The organism is Shouchella hunanensis, from assembly GCF_028735875.1.
In the GTDB taxonomy this organism is placed as follows: Bacteria; Bacillota; Bacilli; order Bacillales; family Bacillaceae_D; genus Shouchella; species Shouchella hunanensis.
Map to the genome: position 1 here is coordinate 1,932,873 of NZ_CP117834.1, position 16,186 is coordinate 1,949,058.

At 41.2% G+C, this 16,186-nt stretch carries 14 protein-coding genes; 8 read left to right on the forward strand and 6 right to left on the reverse strand.

Annotated features, from left to right (window positions below):
• The first annotated feature begins 1 nt into the window (after position 1).
• From PQ477_RS09955 to PQ477_RS09980, 6 genes are all read left to right on the forward strand, one after another.
• A complete protein-coding gene (locus tag PQ477_RS09955; protein ID WP_144557712.1) occupies positions 2-1,024 on the forward strand; it encodes a zinc-binding alcohol dehydrogenase family protein in 1,023 nt (340 codons plus the stop codon).
• A gap of 15 nt (positions 1,025-1,039) precedes the next feature.
• Positions 1,040-2,134, forward strand: coding sequence for a mannonate dehydratase (gene uxuA / locus PQ477_RS09960; protein WP_144557714.1), 1,095 nt, complete (start codon positions 1,040-1,042; stop codon positions 2,132-2,134).
• The gene (locus PQ477_RS09965) at positions 2,118-2,963 is read left to right on the forward strand and encodes an SDR family oxidoreductase (RefSeq protein WP_144557716.1); all 846 of its coding nucleotides are present in this window, start codon (positions 2,118-2,120) and stop codon (positions 2,961-2,963) included. The genes uxuA and PQ477_RS09965 overlap by 17 nt, the downstream gene beginning before the upstream one ends.
• 15 nt (positions 2,964-2,978) lie before the next feature.
• Complete coding sequence (locus tag PQ477_RS09970; RefSeq protein ID WP_060704230.1) at positions 2,979-3,950, forward strand: sugar kinase; 972 nt, start codon at positions 2,979-2,981, stop codon at positions 3,948-3,950.
• Positions 3,947-4,582 carry a bifunctional 4-hydroxy-2-oxoglutarate aldolase/2-dehydro-3-deoxy-phosphogluconate aldolase gene (locus PQ477_RS09975; protein ID WP_035392942.1) on the forward strand — a complete coding sequence of 212 codons (636 nt, stop codon included), beginning with the start codon at positions 3,947-3,949 and terminating at the stop codon, positions 4,580-4,582. Before PQ477_RS09970 ends, PQ477_RS09975 begins: the two co-directional genes overlap by 4 nt.
• 206 nt (positions 4,583-4,788) lie before the next feature.
• The gene (locus tag PQ477_RS09980; protein ID WP_144557718.1) at positions 4,789-5,826 is read left to right on the forward strand and encodes an NAD(P)-dependent alcohol dehydrogenase; all 1,038 of its coding nucleotides are present in this window, start codon (positions 4,789-4,791) and stop codon (positions 5,824-5,826) included.
• Positions 5,827-5,877: 51 nt separating this feature from the next.
• On the opposite strand, the gene PQ477_RS09985 is transcribed toward PQ477_RS09980, so the two are convergent.
• Positions 5,878-6,801: a hypothetical protein gene (locus tag PQ477_RS09985; protein ID WP_274273499.1), complete on the reverse strand. Its 924-nt coding sequence runs from the start codon at positions 6,799-6,801 to the stop codon at positions 5,878-5,880.
• A gap of 288 nt (positions 6,802-7,089) precedes the next feature.
• Between PQ477_RS09985 and PQ477_RS09990 the strand changes: the two genes are divergently transcribed.
• Both PQ477_RS09990 and PQ477_RS09995 read left to right on the forward strand, forming a co-directional pair.
• Positions 7,090-8,001 carry a sugar phosphate isomerase/epimerase family protein gene (locus PQ477_RS09990; protein WP_035392940.1) on the forward strand — a complete coding sequence of 304 codons (912 nt, stop codon included), beginning with the start codon at positions 7,090-7,092 and terminating at the stop codon, positions 7,999-8,001.
• 2 nt (positions 8,002-8,003) lie between these two features.
• Complete coding sequence (locus tag PQ477_RS09995) at positions 8,004-9,053, forward strand: Gfo/Idh/MocA family protein (RefSeq protein WP_274273566.1); 1,050 nt, start codon at positions 8,004-8,006, stop codon at positions 9,051-9,053.
• 69 nt (positions 9,054-9,122) lie between these two features.
• Here PQ477_RS09995 and PQ477_RS10000 read toward each other — a convergent pair whose 3' ends face one another.
• From PQ477_RS10000 to PQ477_RS10020, 5 genes are all read right to left on the reverse strand, one after another.
• Positions 9,123-11,417 (reverse strand): glycoside hydrolase family 2 TIM barrel-domain containing protein, encoded by a 2,295-nt coding sequence (locus PQ477_RS10000; RefSeq protein WP_274273500.1) that lies wholly within the window; start codon positions 11,415-11,417, stop codon positions 9,123-9,125.
• Positions 11,418-11,471: 54 nt separating this feature from the next.
• Positions 11,472-13,085, reverse strand: a complete 1,614-nt coding sequence (locus PQ477_RS10005) for an extracellular solute-binding protein (protein ID WP_274273501.1) — start codon at positions 13,083-13,085, stop codon at positions 11,472-11,474.
• Positions 13,086-13,118: 33 nt separating this feature from the next.
• Positions 13,119-14,039, reverse strand: a complete 921-nt coding sequence (locus PQ477_RS10010) for a carbohydrate ABC transporter permease (RefSeq protein ID WP_432813894.1) — start codon at positions 14,037-14,039, stop codon at positions 13,119-13,121.
• 15 nt (positions 14,040-14,054) lie between these two features.
• Positions 14,055-14,966, reverse strand: coding sequence for an ABC transporter permease (locus tag PQ477_RS10015; RefSeq protein WP_035393010.1), 912 nt, complete (start codon positions 14,964-14,966; stop codon positions 14,055-14,057).
• An 85-nt stretch (positions 14,967-15,051) separates the two neighbouring features.
• Positions 15,052-16,020: a LacI family DNA-binding transcriptional regulator gene (locus PQ477_RS10020; protein WP_081761984.1), complete on the reverse strand. Its 969-nt coding sequence runs from the start codon at positions 16,018-16,020 to the stop codon at positions 15,052-15,054.
• Between the last annotated feature and the right edge of the window lie 166 nt (positions 16,021-16,186).

Below are 16,186 nucleotides of genomic sequence, written 5' to 3' on the forward strand. Positions count from 1 at the left end.
CATGCAAGCAATACAAGTTCAAGAGCCTGGGAAGTTGTCTATTGTTGAAATGGAAAAACCACAGATTTCTTCGCCTAATGATGTGTTAGTACAGGTTCAATGTGTAGGGATATGTGGTTCTGATGTTCATATTTATCACGGAAGTAACCCATTCACAGTCTATCCTCGTGTCATTGGACATGAGGTGTCAGGTGTAGTCGCTGAAATTGGAGAGGATGTAGCATTTCTTCAAGTAGGTGATCGAGTCTCGTTAGAACCAATCGAATACTGCGGTACATGCTATGCCTGTCGAAAAGGTCAGCAGAATGTATGTGAATCCCTTCAAGTATTCGGTGTCCATAAAGATGGCGGTATGAGTGAATTTGTAAAAGCCCATGAACAAAAATGGCATAAAGTAAACGAATCGATTTCAGCAGAAGCTGCAGCGTTAATAGAACCATTAACCATTGGTGCTCAGGCCGCGTTTAGGGGGGGCATTCAACCAGGTGATACAGTCTTTATTATGGGGGCTGGTCCAACTGGAATTGCGTGTCTGTTAATGGCAAAGGAAGCCGGCGCTTATGTGATGATTTCAGATTTCAATACAGTTAGGCTTGATTATGCATCTTCGATAGGAGCAGATGCCGTTTTTCAGCCAAATAAAGAGGACATTGAAGAAGCCATCTATAAAGAAACAAAAGGTGAGCTTGCCAATATCGTCATTGATGCTGTTGGAACAGCAGGGACGTTTGAGCAAGCGGTTCGACTGGCGTCAGTCGCTGGAACCGTTGTGACGTTAGGATTTAATGAAACACCATCTCACATTCCATCTTTATTATTAACAAAAAAAGAGCTGCGGGTTGTGGGTTCGCGACTGCAAACAAACCAATTCAAAGGCGTTGTAGAGAAAGTAAATGAAGGAATTATTTCTCCAGACGAATTAATTTCTCATCGTTTTCATTTTAGAAAAGTGGATGAGGCGTTTAAAAAGCTAGAAGAGCACCCTGAAGAAGTAAGGAAAATTGTGCTTACATTTAACGAATAAAGGAGTGGCTAACATATGAGAATGACGTTTAGATGGTACGGAAAAGAAGATGATTCTGTTACCCTTGATCAAATTAAGCAAATCCCAGGAGTAGAGGGGCTTGTTTGGGCGCTTCACCATCGCCTAGCTGGAGAGGTGTGGACGGAAGAAGAAGTGCTACAAGTGAAAGAGCAAGCAGATGAATATGGCTTTCACTTAGATGTGGTCGAAAGCATTAATGTGCATGAAGACATTAAGTTAGGATTGCCGTCAAGAGATCGTTATATCGAAAATTACAAAACGAGCTTGCGTAACGTAGCAAAAGTAGGGGCAAAAGTAGTGTGCTTTAACTTTATGCCTGTGTTTGACTGGACGCGTACCGATTTATTTAAACCATTAGAAGATGGCTCAACAGCTCTCTTTTATGAAAAAGCAAAAGTAGACAATATGGATCCGTATGAATTAATTAAAGAAGTAACGAAATCAGCTTATACGATGCCTGGTTGGGAACCAGAGAGGTTAAAGACTATCGAGCAATCGTTTAAAGCCTATGAAGAAGTGGATGAGGAGCAGCTTTGGAAGAATCTTGCTTATTTTCTCGAAGAAGTACTGCCGGTAGCAGAAGAGGAAGGCATAAAGATGGCCATTCATCCAGATGATCCACCTTGGTCTGTGTTTCATTTGCCACGTATCATTAAGAATGAAGAGGCAATTGAGCGTTACTTAGCGATTTCGAACAGTCCATCTCATTGTTTGACGCTGTGTAGCGGCTCTTTAGGTGCAAACCCAGCTAACGACGTTCCACGCATCATTAGACGGTTCCACGATCGCATTGCGTTTGCACACATTCGTAATGTTCGAATCTATGAAAATGGTGATTTCATTGAAACCTCTCATCGAACGCAAGACGGCTCTGTACCAATAGATGATGTCGTGAAAGCTTATCATGAGAGTGGCTTTACTGGCTATGCGCGACCTGACCACGGAAGACATTTATGGGGCGAGGAATGTAGACCTGGTTACGGTTTATATGATCGCGCTTTAGGCATTATGCATTTATGGGGCTTATGGGATGCCTACGAACTTATTAAACGAAAGGAAGAGAGTGAAAATCATGCTACCACTACATGAAGGATTAAAAGGGAAAACCGCTGTTATTACAGGTGGAAGCGGGGTTTTATGTCAAGAGATGGCAAAAGAGTTAGCTCGTCAAGGGATGAACGTTGCCATATTAAATAGAACAATTGAAAACGGTCAAAAAGTCGTTGATGAGATTAAACAGAACGGTGGAACAGCCCTTGCTGTTTCGTGCGATGTATTAAGTGAGGAAAGTGTATCGCAAGCATATGATCAAGTGAAAAAAGCCTTTGGTGAATGTGATCTATTAATAAATGGAGCAGGAGGAAATCATCCTGACGCCATTACCGATAAAGAACACTTTCATGAAGAAGATCTTACCGATTCAACCATAACATCCTTTTTTGACTTAGAAATAGCTGGTTTCGATCACGTTTTTCGTTTAAATTTGCTCGGTACATTAATTCCGACACAAGTATTTGCAAAATCGATGACAACAAGAGGTGGAACGGTTATTAATGTGTCTTCTATGGCAGCAGCGACACCAATGACAAAGGTGCCAGCTTATAGTGCAGCAAAGTCTGGAATTGACAATTTAACGAAATGGCTATCCGTACACTTTGCCGAAGCAGGCATACGTATAAACGCCATTGCACCTGGGTTCTTTTTAACTGAGCAAAACCGTCACTTATTACGCACGGAAGAAGGAGAATGGACGAGTCGAGCGGAAAAAATTATTGCCCATACGCCGCAGAATCGTTTTGGACAGCCAGAAGACTTATTAGGTACTTTACTATGGTTGGCAGATGATGACACATCCCGCTTTGTCACAGGTATTACGGTTCCAGTTGACGGCGGATTTATGGCATATTCAGGCGTATAAAAGGAGGCGGTCGTAATGAGCCAATTCGTGACATTTGGAGAAACAATGGTGTTATTTGAAGCTGCTACACAAGGACGATTACGATATGTACCGTCATTTCTAAAGAAGATTGGTGGCGCCGAATCAAATGTAGCCATTGCATTAACAAAGCTTGGTCATAGTGCTACGTGGTTTGGTAAAGTTAGCGATGATGAAATGGGGCACTATGTGGTCCGAGAAGTAAAGGCAGAAGGTGTGGATACAGAGTATGTGACCTATACAGGAGAAGCGCCAACGGCCCTATACATTAAGGAGCACCGGAGGGAAGAGGAGCTTGCTGTTTATTATTACCGCCATGATTCCGCTGGGAGCACGTTGACAAAGGAAGACCTTGCGTATGAAAAAATTGCCGATGCATCGATTTTACATGTCACAGGTATTACACCATTATTAAGTAATAGTTGTTATGAAGCAGTTCTCGCAGGTATACAGTGTGCAAAAGAACATGGAACGTTCGTTTCATTTGACCCTAATCTTCGTTTTGCTCTTATTCGTAAGCTAGGAGAAGAGGTAGCACGTCAGCGATTAGTAACAATTGCTGCACAAGCAGATCTTGTTTTACCTGGCTTAGATGAAGCGAAGTGGTTGTTTGGTGACATGGAAGAGCAGGATTATCTCACAAAGGTTACTGAATTAGGGGCAAGGAAAGTCGTCATTAAAAATGGTGGTGACTATAGTCTCTTTAAAGATGAACAGAGTTCTGGGAAAGTGGACAGCTTCCGTGTTAAACAAGTAGTCGATCCAGTTGGAGCAGGAGACGGGTTTGCTGCTGGAGTGCTAGCTGGTTTGCTAGAGAACAAGTCACTTGAGGTGTCCGTTCGAATGGGTGCCGCTGTTGGGGCTTTAGTCATTGGTGTAAAAGGTGACATTGAAGGGCTACCGACAAGGAAGGAAGTTGACGCTTTCTTATGTGATGATGACAAAGTGTATGGAGGAGTTTCACGATGAATGATGGGTTATCAACGGTACTTGAATCAGGTGTATGTGCGGTGTTGCGTAAATTACCTCCAGAAAAAATGGAATCGATTGCGGATGCCCTCGTCGCTGGTGGTGTTAAAGGTCTTGAGGTAACCCTCGATTCCGAGCTAGCACTAGAAACCATTAGCGCGTTAAGCAAGCGCTATGACAAAGATGTCGTCGTTGGTGCTGGGACGGTTTTACATGCAGATGATGCGATAGCGGCGATTGATGCTGGAGCGCAATTTATTTTTGCGCCGATTCTCTCACAGGAAACCATTGAAGCGGTGAAAAGTAGAGACATTCCAGTCATTCCAGGAATCTTTACGCCAACAGAAGCGTTTCAAGCCGTTCAATTAGGTGCCGACTTAGTAAAGGTTTTTCCTGCAGAGTGTGTTGGGCCTCAGTTTATTAAGTCTGTAAGTGGACCGCTCCCTCAAGTGAAAATGATGCCGACTGGTGGAGTGAACTTAGACACGATTCCTGACTTTATTAAAGCTGGAGCAGTGGCAGTTGGAGCAGGTAGCTCTTTATTATCAAGAGAAATAATTGAAAATAATGATTGGGAGCAGCTTACCGAGACAGCTCGTGCATATGTGGAGAAAGTAAAAGAAAGTCGATAGGTGGTTAGGGGACTATCAGTAACGGATTTACGTTGCTGGTAGTTTTTTGATCTGGACCAGTTATTAATCCGCATGTGCTTTGTACTTGACTTAGAGTGGACTCCAGGGAATAGGATACGTTTAATCAAAGAAAAAGGGGGAATCAGGGAACTAGAAAAGGCTTGAAAGTAGAATGGTAAGCGCAAATTGATTGGAGGATAAGTGGAATGAAGGTAAAGGCGAGAGCAGTTAATGGTCCAACAGACGCATTTAAACATACCGAGATTTCACGCAGAGATCTTGATAAGCATGATGTTTTAATTGATATTAAGTACGCTGGAATCTGTCATTCTGATATTCATACGGCGCGAGGAGAATGGGGTGAAGTTCAGTATCCTTTAGTACCTGGACACGAAATTGCTGGCGTTGTAGCTGACATCGGCGACGATGTAACTTCATTTAAAGTAGGAGACCGTGTTGGCGTTGGTTGTATGGTCGATTCATGTGGAAAGTGTACAAGCTGTCAAGAAGGTGAAGAACAGTATTGTGAGGAAGGAAATATTCCGACTTATGCGGGAGTGGATAAGTATGGGGACTACACACAAGGTGGGTATTCCACACACATTGTTGTAACGGAAGGATTCGTTGTCCGCATTCCTGACAATATTCCTTTCGATGCAGCAGCACCGTTGCTATGTGCAGGAATTACAACGTATTCACCATTAAAGAGATGGCAAGCGGGAGAAGGAAAAAAAGTAGCGGTAATTGGTCTAGGTGGTCTTGGGCATTTAGGAGTAAAGATTGCACATGCAATGGGTGCCGAAGTAACCGTTCTTTCACAAACGTTAAAAAAGCAAGAAGATGGACTAGCATTTGGGGCAAAAGAATATTATGCAACAAATGATGAAGAAACGTTAACGAAGCTAGCAGGTTCGTTTGATTTTATTCTAAATACGGTCAGTGCCAAGTTGGATATGAGTGCTTATTTAAACTTATTAGCATTAAATGGCACCTTAGTAAATGTCGGTGCACCGAGTGAACCGTTAGATGTCAACGCGTTTTCGCTTATCAGCAAAAGACGATCATTTGCCGGTTCAATGATTGGTGGTATTCGCGAAACGCAAGAGATGCTAGATTTCTGTTCGGCGCATTCAATTCTTCCAGAAATAGAAGTCATATCAGCAGACAAAATCGATGACGCATACGAACGGGTGCTACATTCAGATGTCCGCTACCGCTTCGTTATCGATACGAGTACAATTTAGCAACATAACAGAAGAGACGAGAGGCGTTCCAACCGCCTTTCGTCTCTTTTTTCACGCATTAAGAATAAACGCCCGTTTTTGTTTACGAATGTCTTCTAAATCAGAGTGTAGCTCTTTTTCTATAGTAGCTAATTGAGATAAAGTGGTTTCGACTTCTGCTAATAGAGTAACTGCTTGTTCATGAGAATCTTTAATCTTTCCATGAACCATCCAATCAACAATGAAGCCATCGAAGAAGTAGTCAGCAAATGTAAGAAATCCTGTTAGTTCAATCTGGAAAGAGGTAAATTGATTGACGTCTTTTAATTCTTCTTCAAATTGTCTTAAGTGACGTTGAACTTGATGAATAAGTGCTTTCGCATCATCGACATGGCTATGTTTCATGGCGGTCGTTAAAAAGCCTCCACCAAAAAGATCAAATGTAGACCAGTCGCTTGCTTTATTAAGAGAAAAAATGGTGCTTTTCAATGCCTGTTTTGCTTTTTGGCCTACTTCTGTTGCTTCTTTTATTTCATTCATATAGATGGTAGTTGTTGAAGCTGCTTCTACTAGAGAGTGTAAGGCGGTATTTTTCTCTCCTAATAGTACGTCTTTCTTTAAATCTAGCAGTCGTTGAAAATCTGCCTTAGGGTTCCCTAATGAATGCAGATGTGCGTCAATTTCTTCAAGCTCGTGATGTAAATCAGTCATTGTTTCTTCGGCTTCCTCGTATTTCAGTTGAGCTTTTAAGACGAGTGCTGTAGCCTCATCGATTTTTTCGGCTTTTCTGCCTGTCACGGCATGAAGAAGACTCGAAAAGGAAAGGCCGCTTAAGCGATCAACGTCTTGCTGTTTATCTTGCAAGATCGTTTTTAGCTGTTTCGCTTTTTGTTTCTGCTCTTCTAGATTGGGTCTAATTCGGTCCAGATGTGCGTGCCATTTTTCATACTGACGGATGCGTTCTTTTACATCTGTAAATTCTTTTTCATAATTCAATGATGAACACCCCCTTATCTATATAACGTTCAAAAGAAAGAAAGGTTTCGCATGTAACATAAATGTTGCAGGAATTGAATAACTTGTTATAATGTTATAATAATATGAAAAATTCGAAGGGGCGATTGTAGTTCCCTAACGGAACAGCTCAATTTAGCCATGCATAGTCGAGCATGTTGATTGTTGTCAGTATTTTCTCTTTATTAAAGAATGAAATTAAAGGAAATGTAAACGTTTTAGCGAACGTTTATGTAGAAACATACGTGTTAAAGAGGGTGAGGGTATAGCATGAAGGTTGGTTTAAGTTCATACAGTTTAGTCCAAGCACTAAGAGACGGTAGAATGACGATTCTAGAGGCAATTGATTGGGTGAGAGAGCAAGGTGGCTCACATATGGAGCTCGTTCCTTACGGCTATACGGTAGTGGATAACTACGATTTAGCAAGTCAAATTAAAGAGCGTGCCGCACAGGTTGGAATTGAACTATCTGCTTATTGTATGCCAGCTAATTTTATCCAACCGACAGAAACGGCATTTAATGAAGAAGTAGAGCGAGTTAAAGCCCATGTTGACGTTGTTCATCATATGGGTATGACACTCATGCGACATGATGTGACGGCTTTTTCATTACAGCCAGAAGAAATGTCTATTCATTATTTTGACGATCATTTTGAGGAAATGGTACTAGGTAGTCAAATGATTGCTGATTATGCTAAGACCCTGGGCATCACCACAACGATTGAGAATCACGGTTTTAATGTGCAATCAAGTGATCGTGTTCAGCGAGTGTTACGTGCAGTAAATCGGGACAATTTTAAAACGACGCTAGACATAGGGAATTTCTTATGCGCAGATGAAGATCCGTTAGTTGGAGTACGAAAAAACCTCCCGTACGCGGCTACGGTTCATTTTAAAGATTTTTATATTCGTCCCTATTATGAGAATCCTGGTGAAGGAGCTTGGTTTAGAACATCGAATGGAAACTATTTACGTGGGGCCATCCTTGGTCATGGAGAACTACCTGTGCGCGAAATCATTCGACAATTAAAAGTGGCGAAGTACGACGGTTATCTTGTAGTGGAGTTTGAAGGAATGGAAGATTGTTTTCTTGGTTCACGTATTAGTATGAATAATTTAAGCCGACTTTGGGATGAAGTAACGGTAGATGGTTGGAAGTCGGTAGAAGGGGCGAGAGCTTAATGATGAAAGTAGTTGTTATTGGATTAGGTTCAATATCTGAAATGCATATAAAATCATACATACAAAATGAGCAAGTGGAGTTGTATGGTTTATGTGATCAAAATGAAAGTCGTGCCCAAGAAAAAGCGACTCATTATCGTGTGAAGCATGTATTTACAGACCCTGAAGAGGTGTTTAACCATCCAGAAGTGGACGGTGTAAGCATTTGTACGTGGAATCGAACTCATGCTGATTTAGCGATACGAGCATTGCGAGCAGGCAAACATGTTCTAGTTGAAAAACCGATTTCTATGACTGTACAGGAAGCAGAAAAAGTTCAAGAGGCTGTGGAGGAAACTGGAAAAACGTTACAAGTCGGATATGTGAGGCGGTTTGGAACGAATGCGCAAGTGCTTAAAACTTTTATTGATGATGGAAAGCTCGGCGATATTTATTATGCGAAAGCGTCACTGCTAAGAAGACTTGGCAATCCTGGTGGCTGGTTTGCCGATAAAGAACGTTCTGGAGGTGGACCGATTATTGATCTAGGTGTCCATATCATCGATAGTTGTTGGTACTTAATGGGTCGCCCAAAAGTGAAATCCATAACAGGACATGTTTATGATCAGCTGGGCAACCGAAGTAATGTTAAAAACCTATCATTTTATAAAACAGCTGACTATGATGCGTCACTAAATACAGTTGAAGACTTGGCCAATGCATTAATTACGTTTGAAAATGGTAGCTCTTTAATGGTTGACGTATCGTATTCGTTGCATACAAAAAAGGATCAGCTTGGTATGCAAATTTTTGGAACAAAAGGTGGAGCAGAGCTCGAACCAGAGCTTTTGCTTGTCATGGAAGAAAACGACACGATTTTAAATGTCGAGCCACAAATCGATCATCGAAGCTTTGATTTTGATAATGCATTTCAAAAGCAAATTGATGCTTTCGTAGAAGCATGCATAACTGGAGGTCCGTCTCCTGCACCAGTAGAGGACGGTTTAGAAATTATGAAAATACTTGAAGGCATCTATCAAGCCTCCGCACAAAAGAAGCCTGTGGAACTATAATGTAAAAAAAACCTAGTTACTCCTGCTCATACAGTGGAGTACTAGGTTTTTCTTAAGTTGTTTAACTGCTTACAGAGTTCCAGTATGGCTTCTGTAAACCCCCTCGATTGTTAATGATTGTCCTTTGTTATGACTGATTGAAACGAATTGCACCGCTTTTTGTACGCTATATTCAAAGCGCCATAATGGAATGACGGTGTATTCTTCGAGATTATACGTTGTAAAACTCGATTCACCCTCATCTGAATGCAAATGGATGACAACGGGGTCAGGCTGCGAAAAATGACTTACATGAACGATTAAATAGTTGGCACTTGTAAGATCTTCTTTTTTCGACAACCTAATGATTTGCTGCACTTCGTTCACTTGTTCAATGGTGACGGTTAATGTTTGTGGCGGAATCACTTCTTTATAGGCAAAGCCATTCGTTTGCTGCAATAAGCGTTGATGGTCATGTACAAAATGATGATAAAGAGGCTTCTTGGTTTGGCGATCCATATGGAAGATTCCCATCGTTTGGTAAAATTGATTATGGTTCACATACCAGTCAAATGCAGTCCAATAGTCGATTGTAGACACGTATCCGTTTGGATTATGCTCACCGTCTGGCGTAACCGTCGCCTTTTCTAATAAAGCGAGCTGAACATCTTGATAGATTTCGACTTGCTTTTCAATATAGCTTCTATCCGCATTGCTCCATATTCCATATTCCGTATTCATAATAGGCTTATCAGGCCACGCATTATGTGCGTGCTCAATAAAATGCTTTGTTCCTTCATAAGGCGTACTTCCGTGAAAAATACCAAAATACATCGTCCATCCTGCCACATCTAGCGGTTCCATAGAAGGATCATGAAACCCGGGCTGATCCGCTGCTGAGCTTTGTGTAAGCAGTCGTCCATCAGGGTAGTTCGTTTTCGTTTCATGAACCAGTGTCTCATTATAGTGTTTTCGAAGCGTGACATCTTTTGATTCATTTTGAGTACTCCACATGGCGATGGATGGACGGTTATAGCTGGAAAAGATCATTTCTCTCCACATTTGATAAGAAATGCCCCTTCTTTCTTGAGCTTCATAATGGGCTGTTTCAAATTGCCATAAAGGAATTTCAGCCATACTCGGTAAACCAAATCGGTCCAAGGCGATAAAGGTTTCAATATGGTTCGGGTAGTGAGCTGTACGAACTAGATTAATGTGTAAAGAAGAGAGAACAGTTAAATCATCCACAATTCTTTCCCATGAAGCCGTTCGGCCATATTCTGGCCATTCTTCATGTCGAGCAACACCAGCAAAAAAGACAGATTGGTCATTTAACTTGATGCGAGGCCCATCGGTTGCCAGTATACGGAATCCAAACTGAGTGTAAAACGAATCAATGAGAGCATCATCGTTATAAAGCTGAAGACCTAACACATATAAATGGGGTTCACGAATGCTCCAGATCTGTGGTTGCTCAATCGTGACCGTCTCTTTTATTTTTTTGCTTTCCCCGGAAGCAAGGGTGACTGTTGTCGCTTGGGCAGTTGGCACAGGTACTTCATCTTTGCATATGCTTTTTGCTTTTGGACTCTTCAACCAGTCAGGGGATTGAAAATCCGTTGTAAAAAAACGCGGTTTTATGAGTGCTGTTACCGGTTCACTTGAGCGATTTTCTAGCACATATTCCATTTGCAATTTTCCTTGCAAAGTAAGAGGAACAACGTCTACTCTTGAAATGTATAAACTTGGAACAACCTCTAAGTAAAGATCTTGAATGATGCCAGTGTAATTGAAAAAGTCGTTGTTTACAGCAGGAACCGTATCTAATCTTGTTGTCCATGGTGGATTATCAATGCGCACAGCAATGAGATTTTCTCCTGGTTTTAATAGGGTGGATACATCAAATGCAAACGGCGTGAATCCACCCTCATGATAGCCAACGTACGATTCATTGATCCAAAAATCACAAATATACGAAACACCTAAACATTTTAAGGTAACGACTTGTTCAGCATAAGCCTCTGGCCAGTGAATGGTTTTACGATACCATACGCCATCTTCGTAGGTTTCTGCTGCATGTACCTCCTCTTTGCCGGTTAGATGATTTTCAGGGGCTGGCAATGTTTTCGCTTCCCAGCCCTCATCATTGTACGAATATGATGCAAATCCCTCTTGTTCGGTTTTCGCAATCCAGTCTTCGGTACGAGCATGCATGGACCAGTTATGATTCGCACGAAACCGCAGCTTCTTCCATTCTCCAGCAAGTGAAAATGTTACCCGATCTTGAGGATCGAAAGACGGATAAACCATATTGTATTGATAAGGAATTCGATCTTTAAATGAAAGGGTACTTGGTACAGTACCTTCTGTGTAATGTTCGTTCATCTTAACACGCTCCTTCGTTGTGAAAAAAGCGGACAGGATAGCCCGCTTTTAACGTTATAAACCGAGTCGCTCTCGATTCTCATTCATTTTTTCATTACGGATGGCTTCGACAGCAGCGAAATTATTTGTTTCGAGAAATGTTTCATACTCGCCAAGGAGGCGGTCAAATTCAGCATCGTCTTTTGCTCGAATCATACTTGCTAAAGTGGTCGCCCAAGTAGAATTAATATTCACTAACGAGCGTGCCTCAGCAGTCCCTTGATCCGGATTGATGTTTTCAATAAGAAACTGTGGCTTAAGCTTTCCCTTAGTCCATTTCTGAATTTGATCAACTGCGATAGACGCTTCGTTTTCGCCGTGTTCAAGTGCAAATCCATCATGTCCAAAAAACCAAAATTCACCTAAACGATAAGACTTTTTGTATTCTTCTGGATTGTCATTTCTCATTTGCAATACTTCTTCGTGCAAGACGGCTTTTCCATTTTCATTGAATTCAAACGTTTCGCCTTCAACACCAAATGTTGTTAAGTATTGTCCTTCGTCACTTAGAAGGTAGGTAAATAACTGAATCGCTTTTTGCGGATCAGACACTTTGTTAGTAATATAGGTGACTGTCCAACCTGAAAGGCCAGCTTGATTTAAGGTTGGCTCGTTCCCGTTTGGATTCTTTGGACCATCAACCGCTATATACCTTTGATCAGGATCTCTAGCCACATTGGTTTGCAAGGAGCCGGATAATTGAGCGATGCCGCTTGCGAAAACAGAGCCGTACTGGCCACGCTCCACTTTTTCTTCAAAAACGGTATTATCATCAGAGAAATTATCATCGCTAATCAAACCGAGCTGATAGGCTTCGTTAAATGTGCGAATCCAGTCTAAGTAGCTGTCGTCTAAATTTCGGTTATACCAGTCGCCGTTTTCGTCTGCAATGGGGACACCGAGGTGATTTTGAAACGTGTCACCAATTGAACCGACATCACCATCTGAACCAAACCCTCTGAAAGCAAAAGGAACAACGTCAGGAAATGCTTCTTTCATTTGCTGTAAGCTGGTTATAAACTGTTCCGGTGTCGACAAATCAGGCTCGCCTAGCGCTTCATAAATATCTTCGCGAATTATGAACGCATCCGACCCAGGAATAATGTCTGCTTGATAATCGTCAATTGTATTGGAATAACTCGGGTAACCATACGTATACCCGTCTTCAAGTTGATACCAATCTAAGGTTTGCTCTTGTGCGACTTGATGGAAATAAGGGTCATAGTGATCAGCCAATTCTCTTAGTGGTAACGCCCAAGTCGGTGCACGTAATGCTGCTTGTGATTGACCATCAAAGATTGTTATCAAATCAGGCAAGTCACCGCCGGAAAAGAGCGTATTTAAGTTTGAATCGTCACCTGTTATAAAGGTAATATCAAGATTTAAATCTTCCTTCAACTTTTTTGTAATGACATCCTCTCCGTAAGCACGGTCAAACCATTCGGCATTCACATACCACGTTAATTCAACATTTTCTTCATCATCAACTTGCCAAGCTGGTGTATTCGGATCAATCTCATAACGAGCCTCTTCTAAGTCATCGATTGACACTTCTGCACCAGAACTACTACAACCAGAGATCATAACGAAACCAACAATTGACATGAATCCCATTACATTTTTTCTCAATAGTAACGCCTCCTTTAGTAAATAAAAAACGAGCTATTCTTTTACTGCTCCAATCATCATTCCAGATATTAAAAACCGTTGTAAAAACGGATAAACCAACACAATTGGGACGGTAGCGACAACAATTGTAGCAAGTTGAATGGTCTGGGAGGATGTCGGGATAATGACTGATCCGACGACATTTTGCATATTAGCCGCTTGTTGCTGAACAATAATTTCGTACAGTTTCATTTGAATCGGATAAAGCGCTTCGTTCGTAATATACAAACGAGCGGTCATAAAATCATTCCATTGGTAAACCCCATTAAAAAGAGCAATAACGGCTAGTACAGGTGTTGATAACGGTAAGATGATTTGTAAGAAAATGCGCCACACACCAGCGCCATCTATACGTGCCGACTCCTCCAAAGAAGTCGGAATCTCTCTGAAAAAATTCATGAGAATAAGCATGTTGTAAAAGCTGAAAAGAGCAGGAATAATGTAAACTAAAAAGTTATCAAGTAACCCTAATGAGCGCATTAGTAAATAGATTGGTATCATACCGCCACTGAAAAACATCGTCCCGACACCAAGGGCAATAAAGATCTTTCTTCCGATTAGGTCTTGTTTACTCATGGCGTAGGCAACCATCGCTGTAAAAAAGACGGAGGTCGTTACACCGATAACGGTTTTTAATACAGAGATAAGAAATGCGTTCCAAATGCTAGGGTCGTTAAAGACAACCCGGTAAGCATCTAGAGAAAACTGCTCTGGCCATAATCGAATCCCTGGCGTTGCAACGGAGGCAGAGCTGCTAAAAGAGCCAACAATGACATCCCAAATCGGAAAGATAATAATCGTTGTAAAGACGATCATGAAAAGAACGTTCAGTGTATTAAACAGACGGTTTTCTTTAATGCCGGCTGGTTTGTTACGTTTAGTAGGTACAGTTGATTTTGGTCGTAAAACAGCCATAGCACATGCCTCCTTTTAAAAGATAGAACGATTGTTAAGCTTTTTCGTGATTTTATGTGTAATGATAACAAGAATAAGAGAGATAATGGATATCGCTAAACCAACCGCTGTGGCATAAGAGAAATCGCCTTGTACAAGACCAATCTTGTAAACGTATGAATCAATCACCTCTGCTCGAGAAGCATTTAACGGATTAATTAACACAAGTGTTTGATCTAGATTGGAGCCAAGCAAGCCACCCACAGCTAAAACGAACATAAGCGCGATAATAAAGGACATTAGTGGAAGGGTGATGTGCCAGATTTGTTGGAGCTTAGTGGCACCATCGATTTTTGCAGCCTCATAATAGGTTGGATCAATGCTTGCCATCGTAGCGAGATAAATGATCGTTCCCCAGCCAACGCTTTTCCATACATCAGATAAAACCGCAATCATCCAGTAGCTTTGTGCTTCAACAAGAAAGTTCCGCGGTTCATCAAGGATGCCAATGGTCATTAAAAAGCTGTTTAACAAGCCCGTTGTAGAAAGCCAGCTCGTTAACATACCGCCAACGACGATCCATGATAAGAAGTGAGGGAGGTACGAGATTGTCTGAACCGAACGCTTAAATAAGCCAGCCTTTAGTTCAAAGATTAAAATGGCCAAAAGGATGGGTGCTGTAAATCCAATCAGTAGCTTCAGAAAGCTGATTGCTAACGTGTTACGAACAGCGCTCCAAAAAAACGGATCACTAAAGGCAATTTTGAAATTGTTTAAGCCTACCCATGGTGCAGAAGAAATCGTGTCTGTAACGGAAAAGCTTTTAAACGCGACGACAATTCCGTAGATGGGAATATACGTAAAAATAATCATAAAAATGACGCCAGGTATAACCATAAGTTGTAGCGGTAGTTGCTGTTTATATCGTTTCAGAAAATTAGGTTTCACTTTCAATGTAAGTCAGTCCTCCTCCTCTTTATAAAAGCGCTTTCAACATAATGTTAACGTTATCATTTTGAGCAAGAATCTGCTTTCAAGAATGAATGGCTTGAAATACAGAATTATTGACGCGTAAAACAGGGCTAATCATTCGTTGTGTCAGTGCTACATCGGGTGACTCAATCCGCTGAACAAGGATAGTAGCAAGTTCTTTCCCAACTTCGTATACAGGCTGATGGATTGTTGTAATTTTTGGGTCTGTTAAGAGTTCGTAGCCTAATCCATCAAAGCCTGCGATGGACAAATCATGAGGTACGTTTTTCTTTAACAAACGTGCAGCTCGAATGGCTCCTAGCGCTAGCTCATCGCTCATGCAAAATAAAGCAGTCATGTGAGTACGCTCAAACAATTCAATGGTCTTTAGATAACCAATATCCTCTTTGTTCTCAGCGAACTCGATTTTATCTGAAGAAAACGAAATACCATTGTCCAGTAAGGCTTGTTTGTAGCCGTTAATCCGATCAGAAACGAATTGTCTGTTCTCGTTAATAACGATCAAACCAATGTCTTTATGGCCAAGTTTAATTAAATAAGTAACCATTTCGTAGGCACCTTGATAGTTATCGACATCCACCCAATCATAAGTAGGTAATGAGTGTCCGAATAAGACAGTAGGAACATCAAATTTTTCGTCTAGAAGGGCTTCTTGATCTGCGGTAACACTCATTGCAATAATGCCATCACACTTGTATGGATAATCCCATTCTCGACGAACTAAAAAAGAATAGTGTTGCTTGCTTAATTCGTCACTAACACCAGCTAGAAAGTTCATCGCAAAAGGGTTGGTCAATTGTATGTCCTGTGAAATAAAAATATGTATGACTCGCGTTTTCTTGGTAACGAGCGCTTTAGCTGCTTGATTGCCTTGATATTGTAGCTCTCCTATTACTTTTAACACTTTCTCTCTCGTTTTTTCTTTTACGAGTTCCGGTGTATTAATCACTCTTGACACAGTGATAGTGGAGACACCTGCTGCCTTTGCGACTTCTTTCATATTTGCCATTCCTTCACCAATCCTGACTCAAAATGATAACGTTAACATTTTGAATTATATAGAGAGTGTGAGTAAGCGTCAACTCTTTTTTGAAAATAAAGATAAAAAGGACCGATTAAAGGAAAACAGCTCTTCATCACGAAAAGTATTTGTATAGAGTACGGTTAGAAATACA

Coding starts and splice junctions, on each gene's coding strand:
- PQ477_RS10010 (WP_432813894.1), bottom strand. CDS start 14,039: ATGGCTGTTTTACGACCAAAATCAACTGTACCTACTAAACGTAACAAA.
- PQ477_RS09970 (WP_060704230.1), top strand. CDS start 2,979: ATGAGCCAATTCGTGACATTTGGAGAAACAATGGTGTTATTTGAAGCT.
- PQ477_RS10000 (WP_274273500.1), bottom strand. CDS start 11,417: ATGAACGAACATTACACAGAAGGTACTGTACCAAGTACCCTTTCATTT.
- PQ477_RS09955 (WP_144557712.1), top strand. CDS start 2: ATGCAAGCAATACAAGTTCAAGAGCCTGGGAAGTTGTCTATTGTTGAA.
- PQ477_RS09975 (WP_035392942.1), top strand. CDS start 3,947: ATGAATGATGGGTTATCAACGGTACTTGAATCAGGTGTATGTGCGGTG.
- PQ477_RS09995 (WP_274273566.1), top strand. CDS start 8,004: ATGAAAGTAGTTGTTATTGGATTAGGTTCAATATCTGAAATGCATATA.
- PQ477_RS09990 (WP_035392940.1), top strand. CDS start 7,090: ATGAAGGTTGGTTTAAGTTCATACAGTTTAGTCCAAGCACTAAGAGAC.
- uxuA (WP_144557714.1), top strand. CDS start 1,040: ATGAGAATGACGTTTAGATGGTACGGAAAAGAAGATGATTCTGTTACC.
- PQ477_RS09965 (WP_144557716.1), top strand. CDS start 2,118: ATGCTACCACTACATGAAGGATTAAAAGGGAAAACCGCTGTTATTACA.
- PQ477_RS09980 (WP_144557718.1), top strand. CDS start 4,789: ATGAAGGTAAAGGCGAGAGCAGTTAATGGTCCAACAGACGCATTTAAA.
- PQ477_RS10020 (WP_081761984.1), bottom strand. CDS start 16,020: ATGGCAAATATGAAAGAAGTCGCAAAGGCAGCAGGTGTCTCCACTATC.